Here is a 16,518-nt window from a genome sequence, read left to right on the forward strand (position 1 = left end):
ATAAGGAGGTTTCACATATGGAATTTAGAAGATTGGGCGGAAGCGGGCTGAAGGTCAGCGATATCAGTCTCGGGAGCTGGCTGACGTACGGAGGATATGTGGAACGGGAGAATGCAGTCAAGTCGATTCAGACGGCGTATGGGCTCGGCGTCAACTTTTTTGATACGGCGAATGTGTATGCCCAAGGAGCAGCCGAGGTGGTTGTAGGTGAAACCTTGAGGGCATTCCCAAGGGAATCCTATGTGCTGGCAACAAAAGTATTCGGCAAGATGGGGGACGGACCGAATGATCAGGGGCTTTCCCGCAAACATATTAAAGAGCAGTGTGATGCGAGTCTGAAACGGCTAGGTACCGATTATGTCGATATTTATTATTGCCACCGATACCATGAAGAGACACCGCTTGAAGAAACGCTGCGCGCGCTGGATGACCTCGTTCGGCAAGGCAAGGTGCTCTATGTAGGAGTCAGTATGTGGACAGCTGCCCAAATGGAAGCGGCATTGGCTGTTGCAGACCGATATCTGCTGGACCGCATCGTGGTGAATCAGCCGCTGTATAATATGTTTGAGCGTAAGATTGAGGAGGAGGTCATTCCGCTTGGCGAGAAGAAAGGGATTGGCCAGGTGGTCTATTCTCCGCTCGCGCAGGGGCTGCTGACGGGCAAATATGCCTCGAAGGAAGAAGTGCCGGATAACAGCCGTGCATCCAAGATCGGAGCGGATCGAATCAAAATGAGTGAAGACCGCCTCCTGAAGGTGCAGGCGCTCGGACGCATAGCTGACGAGCTGGGCATCACCGTCGGCCAATTGGCCCTGGCCTGGATTTTGCGTCAGGACAACGTATCCAGTGCGCTTGTCGGCGCAAGCCGCCCGGAGCAGGTCGAAGAGAACGTGAAGGCTTCCGGCATCAAGCTGTCGCCGGATACGCTGTCTGTCATCGAAGAGATATTGAAGGCGGATCAAGGCTAAGAGAGGACCAGGTCATTGATTTCTACGGCGGAGCATACGCGGTTGCGCCCGCTGTTCTTGGCGCGGTAAAGCTCATGGTCCGCTTGCTGGAGCAGCTCTTTGGCATCCTTCGACCGGACCGTATCCGGATGAACGGCGGCTCCGATCGACACGGTGATCCGCAGCCTGGTCCCGTCTTCAAGGACGAATACATGGCGTTCGACTGCGGCCCGGATCCGTTCGGCAATCGCAGCTGTTTCGTCGATGGTTGCTTCCGGAACGAGCACCGAGAATTCTTCCCCGCCGTTGCGGGACACTTCGTCAAAAGAACGGGAATGCTCCCTCAGCACTTTGCTGAGCTGCTGCAAAACGACATCTCCGGCCGCGTGGCCGTAGGTGTCGTTTATTTTTTTGAAATGGTCGATGTCCACGACCAGAACGCCCAGCCGTTCGCTGAAATGCTGGGCTTCGAGAAAGCGCTCGGACAACAGCTGCTCAAACTGGCGCAAATTGTGCAGGCTGGTCAGATGATCCGTCTCCGCGTTTTTTTTCATTTGCAGGAACAATTTGTTGGAGGTATGGATATACTCGGTCAGCATGTAGATGACAACGGTGGCAAGCACCGATATAATCAGATGCTGCGTAAAGACGGCAAACACTTTTTGGTGGTTCTGAATATTCATCCACATAATAAACAGGAGCACCAGCATGCTGGATATACTCATGATCATCATTTTGGTCAACCGGTCCCAACGCGTGCGAGACAGGGTTCCGCAGATCATGCCGATCAGCAGCATGCCGGCACCCGCAATGGCAGAGGAAGCGGACATGCCGAACAGGATCATCCGTCCGAGTGCAATCAGAACGCCTGCTATCAACGACGGAAGCCAGCCCAAGTAGCTGGCAATCACCACGATAGCCAAATGCCGCAAATCGGCAAAAAACCTGGGATCAATCGGAAAAGAATAGTACATCAGAATGATCCCGTAGATGCCAAAGAGCAATCCGGCATTGATCTTCACGGTAGTGGAGGGAGTCACGACGCCGGCCACATATTTTTTGGACAGCAGTCCGGATAAATATAAAAAGGTTACGAATATACAAAAGTTGGTGAACAGGATATTAGTCATGAGAAGGGATTCATTCCTTTCACGTGCTTGCACCAGCAGTGCAAGGCGATGAGGACATTCATCCCTATTTTATCGGAAAATGGAATTGTATGTCGAATATTAAGTTTTTATTTGTTAATTTCAGGAGCCTGTAGCGGCAGTCGGACTTCGAACATTGTAAGTTCCGTGCTGCTGGTTACCTGAATTGTGCCGTGATGGGCGTCGACGATGGTTTTCACGATGGCTAAACCCAGTCCTGAGCCGCCGGTTTGATCCGTGCGCGATTCGTCGGCCCGGTAGAATCGCTCGAACAGGTGGGGGATGGCATGCTGGGGGATCGGAGGGCCGTAATTGATCACCTGCACGATAGCAACCTTCGGTTCCCGGGATACTTTCAAATCCACCCTTCCGGCATCCCGCCCATGCCGCACTGCATTGGACAGCAGGTTCTCGAAGGTACGCATCAGTTTATCCCCGTCCGAGGAGATCATGATCTTCTCCGTAGCGGGCGTGAATACCACCTGCACCTTCTCATGCTGTCCCGTTAATGAAAAATCCACGGCCAATTGCCCGAGCAGCTCCACCAAATTAATATCGACCCGATTGATCGGAGAATAGCCCATACGGGTGTATTCAAACAAATCGCTGACGAGACCGCCCAGACGCAGCGATTTATCGTAGGCGATATCGGTGTAATAACGGAGTTCGACTTCATCCTTGTAACGATCCTCTTTCACCAGCCGCAAGTACCCGATGATGGAAGTGAGCGGGGTGCGCAGATCATGGGAGACGTTGCTGATGAGCTCGTTCTTGGACTGTACCGCCATGCGTTCTTCTGCCAGCGATATTTTGAGCTGCTTGGCCATTTGATTGATTTGCTTGGCCATTTGGCCCAGCTCGTCATTCGATCTGATGAGAATTTCCTGGTCCAGTTCTCCCTTTGCCAACCGTCTCGTTCCCTCCATTAGCTGGTTAATTTGACGAATGGTCCCTTGACTAAGGAGCAGTACAATGCAGATAAACAGTACAATGCCAACCATCGTTGCAACAATCGGAAACCCGAAGAAATTCTCCAGGAGACGATCCACACTAAAGAGAGCGGCTACCATTGGTTCCCGCCAATAATCCCGCCCGATCAATCGTATGATCTGCTGAGCGATAAACAACATGATCAGGGTGAGGCCTCCGCTGACCAAGAACAGCATGATGATTTTCCACTGCAGCTTACGCATGGATTTTGTACCCGACGCCCCATACGGTTTGGATCAGCTTGTAACCGAGCTCCTTCTCAAGCTTGTCCCGCAGGTTGCTGATGTGAACCATGACCGTGTTGTTGGATACGTAGTATTTCTCCTTCCAGACCTGCTGAAATATATCCTCGGCGCTGAAGATTCTTCCTGGTTGACGGGCCAGCAAGTACAGGATCTCAAATTCCCTTGCCGTCAGGGATACCGATCTGCCATTGGCGGTGACTTCATGCGTGGTCCGGTTGATATCGAGTCCGTCAATCTGGATGCGGTCGGTGTGTCCCTGCTGAAGCTCGGTATTGTACTGCGTGGAACGCCGCAGCAGTGTTTTGACACGTGTGGTCAGTTCCAGCGGATTGAAGGGTTTAATCATATAGTCATCGGCGCCCGTCATCAGCCCCAGGATCTTATCCATATCCTCGCTCTTGGCGCTCAGCATCAGGATAGGGATGGACGAGGTTTCCCGAATCCTGCGACAGGTGTCGATTCCGTTCAGCCTGGGCATCATGACATCCAGGATGACGAGGTCCACCGTGCCTTCGTTCGTTGCCATGGCCAGCAGCGCTTCTTCCCCGTCATGGGCCTGAATAACGCGGTATCCTTCATTCTCCAGATAGATGGAGATCAGCCCGGATATTTCTTTATCATCGTCTACAATCAATACACTTCTCATCGGTATCCTCCATTAAATCACCCATTAAAGTCTAAACTTTCCTAATAAACAGTGTACCCTAAAATAAGCCCGCACAGCTTAGATTTCACTCCGATGCGTCTTTAGGTTGGATATGAGTCAAGGGCCATTTAATTAAAAAGGAGGGATAGGAGATTCGAAAACATGCCTTGACGCTCGAAGCCGTAATTCATCAGCTTCCGGGTTTCCGTGAACCGCTGATCCGTGCTCTCGGTTCCCATCACGACAGAGATCAACCGATCCCCTCCCCGCGCTGCGGTACCGGTAAAACAATAGCCGGCTGAGCTCGTATAACCGGTCTTGAAGCCGTCATTGCCCACATAGCCGTGCGCTTCGCCTGGCAGCATAAGATTGGTGGTATGCAGGGTAAGGTCCTTCTGCGGCAGCGGAAAATCCCGTTGGCTGGTGACTTCAAGCAGATCAGGGTGTTTATTCATGATCCAGCGGGCCAGCATGGCCGAGTCTCTGGCGGTCATGATGGTCTCTCCTTCGGTGGCCGCTTCCGCAAACGAAGCCAGATCGGCAGCAGGCAGCCCCGAAGCATTGGCAAATACGGTACGGTTGGAAAGACCGATTTCCTTCGCCCGGGCATTCATTTCCTTCACAAACTGTGTCTCCGACCCTTTTAGATGTTCGGCAATGGCCACCGCGGCATCATTGGCTGAATGAATAATGAGCGCCTGGAACAATTGTGTCAGGGTGTAAGACTCCCCTTCGACCATGCCAATACCCGAACCCGGCACTCCTGCAGCGTAACGACTGATGGATACCTCCTCGTCCCAAGCATGCTGTCCGGAACGGACAGCATCAAGCACCAGCAGCTCGGTCATCATTTTGGACATGCTTGCAGGGGGAAGTGGAAGATCGGCATGCTGGGCATAGAGCACCCGGCCCGTCTCGGCATGAATCAGGATGGCTGAGCTGGCTTTAATGGAAGGGGGAATAATTACCCTTGTTATGTACACCGCCATAAGAATAACGACAAACAACAGAAGCAGCAGACTGAGACGGGCGCGTCCATTGCGGCGTTTTGCCCGATTGCTCTGCCGTCTGTTTGTTTCCTGCCGGGGTGGTTCGGATGTGGATGAAGGTTTATAGGGATGCTTGGCAACGGATTCCATGGCTGTATATCGACTCCTTTAACTGGCTGTTATTTGCATTAACATCTATGTTTCTAGTCTATCCATACAAGCTAAAGGAATTTTTAACGGAATCTAAAGAAATCTTAAAGATTACCAGCGGCATTTTCAGCGGCGGATATTGACCTTGAGATGAATAAGATTTATACTTGATCTAAAAATAAATTAAAAGGGTGAATACCTTGAGATCTTTAAATCTGACGACACAACGCCAAGCAGTATACGATGTCCTTCGGGAATCGCATGATCATCCGACAGCTGCGGATATCATGAACCGACTGGTGGAGAAAGGATATAATCTTGCATACGGGACCGTTTATAATTCCCTGCGTTATCTGACGGATAAACAGCTGATCCGAGAGTTGAAGCTTGGGGAGAGCGCAAGCCGATACGATGCCCGTACAGACGAACACCAGCACATTATTTGTGAAGTATGCGGAAAAGTCGACGAAGTCATGACGGAGGTGCCGGAGGATTGGGCGGCTACCGTGGCTGGCGAAACCAGCTATGTGATCCATCATGCTCACGTCGTATTCGGGGGGGTGTGTCCAGAATGCCAAATCAAACGGAAGAAATGATGGAGCCGGGAACGGTCTATCCGTTTCCGGAATGGAAATCCGGCAATCTGTTTGTTCGTCCGACGGCCGCTATGGCGATTGGCGATGCTTGTCCTACAACGCTGCGGGCCGCGTTATTGAGCCGTTCTCCAGGGCGGGTTCATGAAATGTTCATTACGTTGACGGACAACTGCTTTGAGGTGATGATGTTCCGAAAATGGGAACCGCGCCTGCAATCGGCTCTGAATACAGGACTGATCATTGCCGATATGACGGGCTGCCGGAATATGGCGGCATTCAACAAGGAGAAGGAGCTTCTGCTTCCCGAACGATCCTCCATTCCGATTCTGTACCTCGTGGGCGAGGAGCTGATGAGCAATGCAGGCTCAAGCCTGCTCGATGAAGAGCTTATGGTATGGCCTGCCCGCTCCAAGGATACGATGATGTATCAGGTACAGCGGACGATTCGATTGTTCTCACCCGCTGTGGGTTTGCCTGGAGAAGAGGAAGCTGTACGCGGTTTGGTGTACAAGGACTTATCGATTGATCGGGATAAAATGACCATTCACCGCGGAAGCACCCCCATTCACTTGACCAAGACAGAGTATCATTTGCTGATGCTGATGCTGGACAGCGAAGGGGCCGTCTGCACGCGTGAGGATCTGATGTGCAAGATTTGGGATACGGACTTTATGGGCGGCAGCAATGTGGTGGATGTCCATATCAAAAGCTTGCGTAAAAAGCTGAGCGACAATGCGGGAGCCCCGCGCTATATTGCAACAGTTAGAGGAGTGGGATACCGCCTGGCGGATTAATCCCCTCTTTTTTTTTGCGAACCTTCACGGTCTTTTCCAGCGTTCATCTGAACTTCATACAAGGATCATATAACACTCATGCGACAATCATGATCTGCTGGATTCTCCGATGATACAATCATCTCATAAATTTAGATTCAGTCTAAAATCAATTATAGAGATGATGGAGGTTCATACATGGACAGATTAACAACCAACCAAGGGGCTCCTGTAGGAGATAACCAAAATTCGAAAACGGCTGGCCGCCGCGGACCGACGCTGCTTGAGGATTATCATCTGATCGAAAAAATCGCCCATTTCGACCGTGAACGGATTCCGGAGCGTGTCGTTCACGCTCGCGGTGCAGGGGCGCACGGCGTGTTTGTGGTCGAGAATGATATGAAGGCTTATACCAGAGCTGCATTCCTGCAGGAAATTGGTCAGGAAACACCTGTCCTTGTGCGTTTCTCAACGGTTATCCATGGAACAGGATCACCGGAGACCGCTCGTGATCCACGCGGTTTTGCTGTGAAGTTCTACACGGAAGAAGGAAACTACGACATTGTGGGCAATCACCTCCCGGTCTTCTTTATCCGGGACGCCATTAAATTCCCGGATATGGTGCATTCCCTGAAACCTTCGCCCGAGAGCAATATTCAAGAGGCAGGCCGCTACTGGGATTTCATGACGCTGTCACCGGAATCCACGCATATGATGACTTGGCTGTTCTCGGATCATGGTACACCGGCAAATTATCGCGAGCTTGACGGCTTTGGTGTGCATTCCTTCAAGTGGGTCAATGGTGAAGGCAAAGTAACGTACATCAAATATAAGTGGGAATCCGTGCAAGGGGTAAGAACGCTGGATGTGGATCAAGCGGGTGAGGTGCAGGGCAAGGACTTCAATCATGCCACCCGTGATCTGCGCGAACATATCGAAAATGGTGATTTTCCGAAGTGGCGCCTGCAGGTGCAGCTGATGTCCCCCGATGAGATGGACGATTTGTCCTTTGATGCGCTGGATCCTACCAAGACCTGGCCGGAGGATCGCTTCCCATTCATCACCGTAGGTACGATGACACTAAACCGCAACCCGCAGAACTACTTTGCCGAGGTTGAGCAGGCCGCTTTCTCTCCAAGCGCTTTGGTGCCGGGTATTGAGCCATCCGAGGATAAATTGCTGCAAGGCCGCTTGTTCTCTTACCCGGATACGCAGCGTCATCGACTGGGACCGAATTATTTGCAGCTTCCGATCAACTGCCCGTACGCACCTGTGCGTAATCATCAGCGCGACGGCTTCATGAACGTGAAGCAGGATCCGTCACCGGTCAATTATGAGCCGAACAGTTATACAACGGGTCCTGTGGAAGACCCGTCGGTCCGCGAGAGCGAAGCTCCATTGACGGGGAGCGTTGTTCGTCAGCGCATCGAGAAAACGGATGATTTCACGCAAGCCGGTGAATTGTACCGTTCGTTTACGCAGGAGCAGAAGGACCATTTACTTCGCAATCTGATTGACGACCTGAGCCAGGTCAAATCCGATATCCAGCTGCGAGCCGTATGCAACTTCTACCGTGCAGACGCCGAATATGGCGCGAAACTCGCGGCAGGACTCGGCGTGGACCTGAGCGGATTTATCCCGGGCAGTCAGCAGAAGTAAGGCAAGAACAACCGATAGGAGCCTCCATCTTGTTCCCGCTGTGCAGGGTGGAGGCCTTTATATAAACGGTGATCCGAGATCACCAGCCAAGAGGGGTACCCGTGTTACAATGGGTACCCCTCTATTTGAGTATCCATTCCAATTTACGTTCTGAATGAACACGTACAGGATGATGGCCGGCTTCATACACCGGCTGCATTCTATGACATGGGTCTTGGGTTCCTTTCGTTATGGTCGCAGGTTTAGTAAAGGGAGATTTGGAAGAATAAGACCAAAGTGGCTTTATCTATAGGGTCAGGGCCTTTATACTGGAGTCAATACTAGATACTATAAGCTGTACTAAATTAACGGATGCACAGGCAAGAATTTAAGAGAGCGAGGCATATAAGATGGCACAGCATATGAAGGATCGGATCGTAGCCTTGGCCGGCCCGCGTAAAGCGGCAGACATGGCCAAGCTGGTGGAGAAGATGGGAGGAAGAGCACTGCTTCGTCCGGCGCAGGGAACTGTGTTTTTGGATGATGAAGTGCTGCGCAGCTCTATCGAGGCTTGGCTCAAGGCGCCTGCGCCGTGGGCGATCTTTACGACAGGAATCGGCCTGGAGGCCATTTATGATATGGCAGAACAGATGGGCCTTATGGATACATTGAATGAAACGATGCAGCACACCTTCATTGCGGCAAGAGGGTACAAAACCGCAAATGCGCTGAAAAAACGCGGTCTCGCGCCCGTTGTCAGAGATGATGACGGCAGTACGGCCGGTCTCATCCGGTCACTCGAGCCGCATGATTTCACAGGCAAGCGTGTCATTCTGCAGCTTCATGGCGAGTCGGCGCCCAAGCTGGTGGAGTGGCTCGAAGGCCGCGGCGCGGCGGTTGAGCAGATTCTGCCGTATCAGCATATTCCACCGCTTGAGGAAGACATTTCGCAGCTTGTCGATGAAATCATCGGCGGCAAGGTCCATGCCGTTGCTTTTACCAGTGCACCCCAGTTTCGTTTTTTAGCTGATTATGCCCGTGCCCATGGCAAGCTGGAGGCGGTGCTGGAGGCATTTCGGGGACCTGTCCTGGCAGCGGCTGTAGGGAAGGTTACAGCCCAGGGGCTGCGTGAGGAAGGCATTGAACGCATGGTGGTTCCGGAGGAGGAGCGGATGGGCAGCATGATGGTGACGCTTGGCCGCTACTTTGCTCAAAATCAAGAATAATGTCATGATATAGAATGGGAGCTGGCAAGATTAGCTTCCATTCCGGCTTCTGATGCATGTTTTCGGAGGATCATGTGAAATATGGAGTAGTAATAGGAGGATGACCAATGGATAAGAAAAAAGCATTGCTGCTCGGCAGCTATACCCACCCGAAGTTTCATCCGCTGCAAGGCATCGATAAACAAATGACGCATCTGCTGAATGATATGTTCACCGTGCAGTGCACGGAAAATCATAAAATGCTTCATGAGAGCAATCTGTACCCTTATGAGTTATGCATCGCCTACAGCGATTTGTGGGACGAGCGCGTCTCCCCCCGGCAGACCGCCGGCTTGCTGTCCTATGTAAGCGGAGGCGGTGGATTGCTTGTCATTCATAACGGGGTGACGCTGGCTAACCGGTATGAGCTGGCCCAGCTGATCGGCGCCCGGTTTGACGGACACCCGCCAATGGAGAAGCTGTATTTTGTCCCCGGGGAGACCGAACACGATATTACGGAAGGCATGGAGCCTTTTGTGCTGGATGAGGAGCCTTACCGCTTCATATTTGATCCCTTCACCGAGAAAACGGTGCTGCTGCATTATGAATTCGAAGGGAAGCAGTGGCCTGCTGCCTGGTGTCATACGTATGGCATCGGACGCGTGGTATTCCTGATGCCGGGTCACCATGAGCCGTCCTTTCTCCAGCCACAGCTGCGGCTCATGATCACGCAGGCAGCGAAGTGGGCTGCACGTGTTCCAGGTTAAATGATTTCGTGAGGATATCGGTGGGAGGGACGCGCGTGAGCGGGAAGATTTTAATTGTAGAGGATGAAGTGAAAATATCCCGCTTGCTTGAAATCGAGCTGGAGAGTGAAGGTTATCAAGTGACCAAGGCGGATAACGGACTGGATGCGCTGGAGGCTTACCGCAGTCAGGACGTGGATTTGATATTGCTGGACGTCATGCTGCCGGGGATGAGCGGGATCGAGCTGCTTCGTCGGATTCGTGCGCATGATACGCACACGGCCGTGCTGCTGCTGACTGCCAAGAGCTCTGTTGAGGATAAAGTGTCAGGGCTTGATCTTGGAGCCAACGATTATATTACGAAGCCGTTTCAGATCGAAGAGCTGCTGGCGCGGATTCGTGCGGCATTGCGGCTTCAGGGGGCCCAGCATTCGGCAGAGCAGTCAGACGGGGAGTGGCTTACGGCTGCGGACCTGAAATTGAATGAAGGCACGCGTGAAGTCATTCGCGATGAACGAAGAATGGATCTGACGCCGCGCGAATTCGACCTGCTCGTATACTTGCTGAAGAACAAACGGCAGGTGCTGAATCGCGAGCAGATTCTTGCCGCCGTATGGGGATATGATTACTACGGCGATACCAACGTCGTTGATGTATACATACGCTATGTCCGCAAAAAAATCGATCAGGACGGCAAGCCGGAGCTTATTCACACCGTTCGCGGTGTCGGCTATGTGCTGAAAGATACCCCATGAAGCTGAGCAGCAAAATCCACCTCTATTCGTCGGTGCTGATGGCTGTCATCCTGATTGTCATGAATTTATGCATCTATTATGTGTTCAGCAAAATGTCGCTGGACAGCCAGCTGAAACAGGCGGAGGTTGAGGCGTCCAGCATAGCCCGGGGCATGGCACATTCAGCCGCTGCCATTCCCGTCGGTGATTTGCTGCGAAGCTATGTACCAGCTGACGGGAAGATTCAATTCGTCCCGGCGGACAGCAAGGTCAAATCTCCGTTTGTGACCTCCTCCGGCGAGGAGATGGAAGGGCTCAAGCTGCCGTATAACATCAATAAGCAGGTAAAGCAGATTTCGTATGAAGGCATGCGTTACGTGATGGTTTCCATGCCGGTGATTTGGAGTGACGGGGCTGTTTACAACATCCAAATTTCCCGCAGCCTGGCCGCAACGATGGAGACGCTGCAGGCACTCCGAATCGTACTGGTGGCCGTAACCGCCATAGGACTTGTCCCGATCGTGGTTTCTACGCGGGTGCTGGGGAGATTGATCATGCAGCCGATCACGGGCTTGATCCATACGATGCAGGATATTCGTCAAAGCGGCCGCTTCCGGCGAATCGAGCTGAAGGAGAAATCCAAGGACGAGCTGGTTGAGATGGGCGCTGCGTTTAACGACATGATTACGCTGCTGGAGAGCAATCACGCCAAGCAGGAGCAATTTGTATCCAACGCTTCCCATGAGCTGAAGACACCTCTGACCATTATTGAGAGTTACGCAAGCTTGTTGAAGCGTCGTGGAATGGATCGGCCCGAATTGTTCATGGAGTCGGTTGAAGCGATTCACTCTGAGGCCATTCGAATGAAGGAAATGACGGAGCAGCTGCTGCTGCTTGCCCGCAATCAGGAGCAGTGGCAAGTCGAGATGGAGCAGGTGGATCTTGTTGCATTGTCGGAGTCCTCGGCGCGTGCTTTTCGCGATGCCTACAATCGCACGGTGGAGATTAAAGCCGATGGTGAGGTTCTCGGCTGGACAGACAGCCGCAGGCTGAAGCAGCTCTTGTTCATTCTGCTGGATAATGCGCGTAAATACAGTGACGAGCATATGATCATCGAGATTGGAAACCAATCATCCGAGGCCTATATCCGGGTTATCGACCGCGGAATCGGAATAACTAAAGACGAGCTGGAGCATGTGTTTGACCGCTTCTACCGGGTGGACGAGGCCCGCGGCCGCCGCGGCGGAGGGGCGGGGCTCGGCTTGTCCCTAGCGAAGGATATCGCAGCAGCCATCTCTGCCGTTGTGGAGCTGGACAGCCTGCCTGGCGTGGGCACAACAGCCACGATTCGCATGAGGGCCTCCCAATAGAAGAAAAGCACCCTTTTCTCATCGAATTCTAACCAAACTGCGCTATACTGACGGAAAAGACGAATGTGTCCGAGGTGATTAGATGCGTAAAAGAGTCAGTTTGCTGCTGGGTGTCGTTCTCGTGGTGGCTGTTATGATCATTGTGAATGCGGTCTGGAGTCCGTTCAGCCGTTCGACGGAGGCCATGTCACAGGCTGAAGCCGTTCGTGGGGTATTGGAGCAATACCAGGGCGGTAAGATTATAAAAGCATCCCTGGAAGGTGAGGTGTACCGGATGGAGCTTCAATCGGACACCGGAAAGTACGAGCTGACAGTGGATGCCCGTAACGGGGACATCGTGTCCATCAAACCACTGGACCAAGCGGAAGTGAAGCCGGAGCCGGAGCCGGTTGACCCCGTGCAGCCACCGGATCAGGATAACCCCCCCAAGCCGGGAGAGAACGGTGGGGAGGGAACAACAGGCGGCGAAAGCGGAAACGGTACAGGGATCAACAATCCCGAGCCGCCTAAAACGATGATTACCAAAGAACAGGCGACCAAACTCTCCTTAGGGAAGGTAGCGGGAACGGTTGAAGACGTGGAGTATCGCGAGAGCAAGAGCAGCCGTTACTATCTGGTGGAGATTGAGCGGGAAGATGGACGGGAAGCAACCATTCAAGTCCATGCGATTACAGGCGAAATTATGACGATTACATGGGACGACGATGATGACGATGAATAATGAGAGGGTATTTCACATTTTATCATCGTTTTCTAATCTTTCTCTCGGAGTGCTCTCATTTTGAACGTTTATATTAGGTTTGTAGAGATAACCAAGAGAGTATAGAGGAGGCGTAAGATATGAAAAAAGGAACATTGTGGGCAGGTGCGCTGTCCGTGGCAATCGCGGCAAGTGGAGTATACGGTTATAACGCTGTGCAGGCGGCAGGATCAGAAAAGGCCCCGGCAGCGAAAACCCAGGCGGCAGCGAAGCAGCAGCTGATCGGTATGGAGAAGGCAGAGCAGTTGGCACTGGCCGCTGCCAGCGGTAAAGTGGAGAGCATTGATATCGACCGCAAAAAAGGCAAGCTGGTCTATGATGTGGAGATCCAGCAGAAAAACCGGGATGTGGATGTATGGATTGATGCCTACACAGGCAAATCCCTCGGTGTTCGGGTAGACCAGGACGATGATGATAATGACCGCGACAACATTCCCGCCAATCTGATTGGTGCCGGCAAGGCTTCTGCTATTGCAGTCCAACATGTTAAGGGCGGGACTGCTGTGGAAGTGGATTTGGACCAAGATGATGGCAAATGGGTGTATGACGTTGAAGTCAAGACAGCCAAAGGGTCGTCTGAGGTAGAAGTTCATGCCGTCAGCGGCAAAGTGATCAAGGCAGAGAATGAGAAGCATGACGACCACGATGACGATGACGACCACCATGACCGGGATCATGATGATGATCGTGACGATAACGATAACGATAACGATAACGATCGTGATGACGACTAAGCCGTTTTTCATCCTCACGGAATAGATGCATAAGCGAACAGGCGGGGGTATGGTTTCCCCCGCCTGTTCGCTTTTTTCATGATGGCACCTGAATGGTCGTTCTGTTCATCTGAAACCAAGATGCCCTCATATTTAGAGTGAAATCAGGGGAAATTGATAAGGAAGCTTCTCTATACTTATGAAGGCAAGTCCAAGGATAGATGTTTTTGCCAGCATTACAGGTTATAATGGAACCAGACAACGACCGGGAGGGATATACCTTGAGTGATCTTTTTAAAAAAGCAATCTCGTTAGGATTGGGCCTTACCGTAGTCAGCAAGGAAAAAGTAGAGAAAGTCGTGGATGATTTGGTTAAACGCGGGGAGCTTGCTCCTGCGGAGTCCAAGGCACTTGTGAACCGTCTCGTGGAACGCGGCGAAGAAGAGCAGTCGCAGATCAAGACGTATATTTATGAACAGGTGCAGCGTGTATTGTCCGAGCTGGACGTACCTAAAGAGAGTGATGTCGCCAGCCTGGAACAGCGCATTGCCGCTCTGGAGAAGAAGGTCGTAGAACTGGAAGGATCGCAGCAGGAATAGATGGCGGTCCGAATCCGACATGCCGGACGTTACCGGGAAATCGCCATGGCGCTCATGCGTCATGGCTTTGGCTATATGGTGGAGGAGATGGGACTGTTTCATGTCCTGTCGCTGCCGGTCCGCTGGAGTTCCAGGGAGCAGCCGGAGACCATCACCTTAGGGGAACGCATCCGGCGGGTGCTTGAGGATCTTGGGCCGGCATTTGTGAAGCTTGGCCAACTGGCGAGTACAAGATCCGACCTGCTGCCAGACCATATTATCCAGGAATTGGTGAAGCTGCAGGAGCGGGTTCCTCCTTTTTCTTCTGCCAGCGCGCGGGAGCTGATTGAGCAAGAATGGGGAATGCCGATTGACGACGTATTGAGTGAGTTTGAAGAGAAGCCGCTGGCTGCTGCCTCGATTGGGCAGGTTCATGCCGGGAGGCTGAAGTCTGGAGAATGGGTAGCGATCAAAGTTCAGCGGCCGGGCGTAGCCCGAATGATCGGCCGTGACTTGGAGATATTACGGGATTTAATCTCGATTGCCGAGCGTCACTGGGAATGGGTCAAGCTGTACCGGGTGGACCGGATTGTTGACGAATTTGCCAGAGCCATGATGGCAGAGCTGGATTACAGCCATGAGGCCCGAAATGCAGAGAAGGTTGCATCGCAGATGACGGAGCATGAATTTATCCGCATTCCGCGGATTTATTGGGAGTACACGTCATCGAAGGTGCTGATGATGGAGTATGCGGAGGGTCTTACGTTAAGCCGGCGGCAGGAGATTGTAGCCAAGGGACATGATCTGAAGGCTATCGCGGAGCATCTGATTGACGGCATGCTGCAGCAGATTTTTCTTGAAGGGTTCTTTCATGCGGACCCTCATCCCGGGAATCTGCTCGTCCGAGAGGACGGGAAGCTGGTTTTTCTGGATTTCGGGCTGGTCGGACAGCTCAGTGAGAGTATGAGGGATCATCTGTCCGGACTCATTATTGCGCTGATGCGGCGGAATTCGGAAGGGATGATCCGGGCAATTTCCAGAATGGGCTTGATCCCGGAGGATTGTGATATGGACTCCCTGCGGTCCGATATGGATCGGCTGCGGGGAGAATATTATGATGTTCCATTCTCCCAAGTGCGTATCGGCAAGGCGCTGACGGATTTGTTTGCCGTAGCTCAGCGCCATCAGATTATGCTGCCTCCGGATCTGACACTGCTGGGCAAATCATTGCTGACGCTTGAAGGGGTCATCGAGATGCTGGATCCGAATCTCAGCATTATCGATATGGCGGAGCCTTTTGGACGAAAGCTATTGAAGAAGCGGTATAATACCCGCCGAATCGGCAGGAAGGTGCTGGATGGGGTAGCGGGTCTTGCGGAGAGTTTGCTTGATCTGCCTGGACAGGCCAGACAGCTGTCGGCTCTGATCAGCAAAGGGAAGCTGCGGGTGGAGATCAGCGTTCCGGAGCTGCAAGCGTTGATGCGCAAGCTGGATCAGATCAGTAACCGGCTGTCTTTCAGCATTGTACTTCTCGCTTTCAGCATTATTATGGTTGGCTTGATTATCGGTTCGTCACTCAGTCGGGAGCCGATGATGCTGTGGAGCTTCCCGGTAATCGAAGTCGGATTCATTGTAGCCCTGCTCATGGTCGCATGGCTGCTGTATGCGATATTCAAATCCGGGAGGTTCTAGCCTAGCCGGCAGATTCGGCTCTGGCTCGCTTGCGCTGCTGCACCCAGGCTTGGACCCCGATCAGGATCCACTCAATCAGGTGGAAGAACAGCGCAATGAACAGCGATTGCAGCCAGCCTCCGATCGGAATGGCCGGTATCAGCAGGGACACGATGTATAGCAGAACCGTATCGAATGCAATCGTAACGGCTTGCTTGATATAGATGGAGGCGTCCTTGCGAAGGAGCAGCCGCAGCAAGGCGATGACCAATGGGTGAATAAGGCTCTCGAAGATCAGGAATCCGATCAGAACGATGAGCGAGAAGCCCAGCAATACGCCATTGCTGTCGAAGGCAAGGGTGTCGCCGGATCCCGCTGGGTCGGGCAATGGGAACCATCCCGCATATAACATAGCGAAGAGCTCAAGCGGTATAATAATGAAGGCTGATAACAGCGGGATAAGCCACAGCTTCTTACGGAAGGGAACATGGGGCTCCCCGTCACGCCGCGATATGTAATTGATCATCAGATTGATAAGGCCGAACAGGATCAGCAGGATGAGTGCTGTCAGGATGAGCTGTACGTTGTTCATTTCGGAGCACCTCCTCGCTTAGTGTAA

Annotated in this window: 17 protein-coding genes; 12 read left to right on the plus strand and 5 right to left on the minus strand. The window is 52.4% G+C overall.

Annotation, left to right across the window (positions count from 1 at the left end; translation table 11 throughout):
- Window positions 1-17 precede the first annotated feature (17 nt).
- Entirely contained in the window at window positions 18-968 is a 951-nt protein-coding gene (locus PGL02S_RS07675; protein ID WP_036640091.1) for an aldo/keto reductase family protein, read from the plus strand.
- Here the strand turns inward: PGL02S_RS07675 and PGL02S_RS07680 are convergent.
- The 4 genes from PGL02S_RS07680 to PGL02S_RS07695 form a co-directional block, all read right to left on the minus strand.
- The gene (locus tag PGL02S_RS07680; protein WP_036640089.1) at window positions 965-2,077 is read right to left on the minus strand and encodes a GGDEF domain-containing protein; all 1,113 of its coding nucleotides are present in this window, start codon (window positions 2,075-2,077) and stop codon (window positions 965-967) included. The two genes, PGL02S_RS07675 and PGL02S_RS07680, sit on opposite strands and share 4 nt — an antisense overlap.
- Window positions 2,078-2,184: 107 nt before the next feature.
- Window positions 2,185-3,288, minus strand: a complete 1,104-nt coding sequence (locus tag PGL02S_RS07685) for a sensor histidine kinase (RefSeq protein ID WP_036640086.1) — start codon at window positions 3,286-3,288, stop codon at window positions 2,185-2,187.
- On the minus strand, window positions 3,281-3,976 hold the full coding sequence (locus PGL02S_RS07690) for a response regulator transcription factor (RefSeq protein ID WP_006207010.1): 696 nt from the start codon (window positions 3,974-3,976) through the stop codon (window positions 3,281-3,283). The genes PGL02S_RS07685 and PGL02S_RS07690 overlap by 8 nt, the downstream gene beginning before the upstream one ends.
- A 128-nt stretch (window positions 3,977-4,104) precedes the next feature.
- Complete coding sequence (locus PGL02S_RS07695) at window positions 4,105-5,115, minus strand: D-alanyl-D-alanine carboxypeptidase family protein (RefSeq protein ID WP_036640083.1); 1,011 nt, start codon at window positions 5,113-5,115, stop codon at window positions 4,105-4,107.
- 200 nt (window positions 5,116-5,315) lie between these two features.
- On the opposite strand from PGL02S_RS07695, the gene PGL02S_RS07700 reads away from it, so the two are divergent.
- The 11 genes from PGL02S_RS07700 (at window position 5,316) to PGL02S_RS07750 (ending at window position 15,920) form a co-directional block, all read left to right on the plus strand.
- Window positions 5,316-5,711, plus strand: coding sequence for a Fur family transcriptional regulator (locus tag PGL02S_RS07700; protein WP_036640081.1), 396 nt, complete (start codon window positions 5,316-5,318; stop codon window positions 5,709-5,711).
- Window positions 5,687-6,505, plus strand: coding sequence for a winged helix-turn-helix domain-containing protein (locus tag PGL02S_RS07705; RefSeq protein WP_036640079.1), 819 nt, complete (start codon window positions 5,687-5,689; stop codon window positions 6,503-6,505). Before PGL02S_RS07700 ends, PGL02S_RS07705 begins: the two co-directional genes overlap by 25 nt.
- 177 nt (window positions 6,506-6,682) lie before the next feature.
- Complete coding sequence (locus PGL02S_RS07710) at window positions 6,683-8,143, plus strand: catalase (protein ID WP_036640075.1); 1,461 nt, start codon at window positions 6,683-6,685, stop codon at window positions 8,141-8,143.
- Window positions 8,144-8,532: 389 nt separating this feature from the next.
- Window positions 8,533-9,348: a uroporphyrinogen-III synthase gene (locus tag PGL02S_RS07715; RefSeq protein WP_036640074.1), complete on the plus strand. Its 816-nt coding sequence runs from the start codon at window positions 8,533-8,535 to the stop codon at window positions 9,346-9,348.
- A 107-nt stretch (window positions 9,349-9,455) separates the two neighbouring features.
- Window positions 9,456-10,094: a ThuA domain-containing protein gene (locus PGL02S_RS07720; RefSeq protein ID WP_006207003.1), complete on the plus strand. Its 639-nt coding sequence runs from the start codon at window positions 9,456-9,458 to the stop codon at window positions 10,092-10,094.
- Between the two features lie 35 nt (window positions 10,095-10,129).
- Window positions 10,130-10,828 (plus strand): response regulator transcription factor, encoded by a 699-nt coding sequence (locus tag PGL02S_RS07725; RefSeq protein WP_036640071.1) that lies wholly within the window; start codon window positions 10,130-10,132, stop codon window positions 10,826-10,828.
- The gene (locus PGL02S_RS07730; RefSeq protein ID WP_036640069.1) at window positions 10,825-12,177 is read left to right on the plus strand and encodes a sensor histidine kinase; all 1,353 of its coding nucleotides are present in this window, start codon (window positions 10,825-10,827) and stop codon (window positions 12,175-12,177) included. Before PGL02S_RS07725 ends, PGL02S_RS07730 begins: the two co-directional genes overlap by 4 nt.
- 82 nt (window positions 12,178-12,259) lie before the next feature.
- Window positions 12,260-12,898, plus strand: coding sequence for a PepSY domain-containing protein (locus PGL02S_RS07735; protein WP_036640067.1), 639 nt, complete (start codon window positions 12,260-12,262; stop codon window positions 12,896-12,898).
- A gap of 119 nt (window positions 12,899-13,017) precedes the next feature.
- Window positions 13,018-13,671 carry a PepSY domain-containing protein gene (locus tag PGL02S_RS07740; RefSeq protein WP_036640065.1) on the plus strand — a complete coding sequence of 218 codons (654 nt, stop codon included), beginning with the start codon at window positions 13,018-13,020 and terminating at the stop codon, window positions 13,669-13,671.
- Between the two features lie 260 nt (window positions 13,672-13,931).
- Complete coding sequence (locus tag PGL02S_RS07745) at window positions 13,932-14,249, plus strand: phasin family protein (RefSeq protein WP_006207000.1); 318 nt, start codon at window positions 13,932-13,934, stop codon at window positions 14,247-14,249.
- Window positions 14,250-15,920 (plus strand): ABC1 kinase family protein, encoded by a 1,671-nt coding sequence (locus PGL02S_RS07750; protein ID WP_006206999.1) that lies wholly within the window; start codon window positions 14,250-14,252, stop codon window positions 15,918-15,920. It abuts the gene before it with no gap.
- Between the two features lies 1 nt (window position 15,921).
- On the opposite strand, the gene PGL02S_RS07755 is transcribed toward PGL02S_RS07750, so the two are convergent.
- A complete protein-coding gene (locus PGL02S_RS07755; RefSeq protein WP_036640064.1) occupies window positions 15,922-16,491 on the minus strand; it encodes a hypothetical protein in 570 nt (189 codons plus the stop codon).
- Between the last annotated feature and the right edge of the window lie 27 nt (window positions 16,492-16,518).

Source organism: Paenibacillus glucanolyticus NBRC 15330, assembly GCF_004000885.1.
GTDB lineage: Bacteria > Bacillota > Bacilli > Paenibacillales > Paenibacillaceae > Paenibacillus_AQ > Paenibacillus_AQ glucanolyticus.

Bases quoted from the DNA above. Each gene is read 5' to 3' on its own strand.
- PGL02S_RS07695 (WP_036640083.1), bottom strand. From the start codon at position 5,115: ATGGAATCCGTTGCCAAGCATCCCTATAAACCTTCATCCACATCCGAA.
- PGL02S_RS07735 (WP_036640067.1), top strand. From the start codon at position 12,260: ATGCGTAAAAGAGTCAGTTTGCTGCTGGGTGTCGTTCTCGTGGTGGCT.
- PGL02S_RS07710 (WP_036640075.1), top strand. From the start codon at position 6,683: ATGGACAGATTAACAACCAACCAAGGGGCTCCTGTAGGAGATAACCAA.
- PGL02S_RS07680 (WP_036640089.1), bottom strand. From the start codon at position 2,077: ATGACTAATATCCTGTTCACCAACTTTTGTATATTCGTAACCTTTTTA.
- PGL02S_RS07675 (WP_036640091.1), top strand. From the start codon at position 18: ATGGAATTTAGAAGATTGGGCGGAAGCGGGCTGAAGGTCAGCGATATC.
- PGL02S_RS07715 (WP_036640074.1), top strand. From the start codon at position 8,533: ATGGCACAGCATATGAAGGATCGGATCGTAGCCTTGGCCGGCCCGCGT.
- PGL02S_RS07705 (WP_036640079.1), top strand. From the start codon at position 5,687: ATGCCAAATCAAACGGAAGAAATGATGGAGCCGGGAACGGTCTATCCG.
- PGL02S_RS07750 (WP_006206999.1), top strand. From the start codon at position 14,250: ATGGCGGTCCGAATCCGACATGCCGGACGTTACCGGGAAATCGCCATG.
- PGL02S_RS07685 (WP_036640086.1), bottom strand. From the start codon at position 3,288: ATGCGTAAGCTGCAGTGGAAAATCATCATGCTGTTCTTGGTCAGCGGA.
- PGL02S_RS07690 (WP_006207010.1), bottom strand. From the start codon at position 3,976: ATGAGAAGTGTATTGATTGTAGACGATGATAAAGAAATATCCGGGCTG.
- PGL02S_RS07740 (WP_036640065.1), top strand. From the start codon at position 13,018: ATGAAAAAAGGAACATTGTGGGCAGGTGCGCTGTCCGTGGCAATCGCG.
- PGL02S_RS07730 (WP_036640069.1), top strand. From the start codon at position 10,825: ATGAAGCTGAGCAGCAAAATCCACCTCTATTCGTCGGTGCTGATGGCT.
- PGL02S_RS07755 (WP_036640064.1), bottom strand. From the start codon at position 16,491: ATGAACAACGTACAGCTCATCCTGACAGCACTCATCCTGCTGATCCTG.
- PGL02S_RS07720 (WP_006207003.1), top strand. From the start codon at position 9,456: ATGGATAAGAAAAAAGCATTGCTGCTCGGCAGCTATACCCACCCGAAG.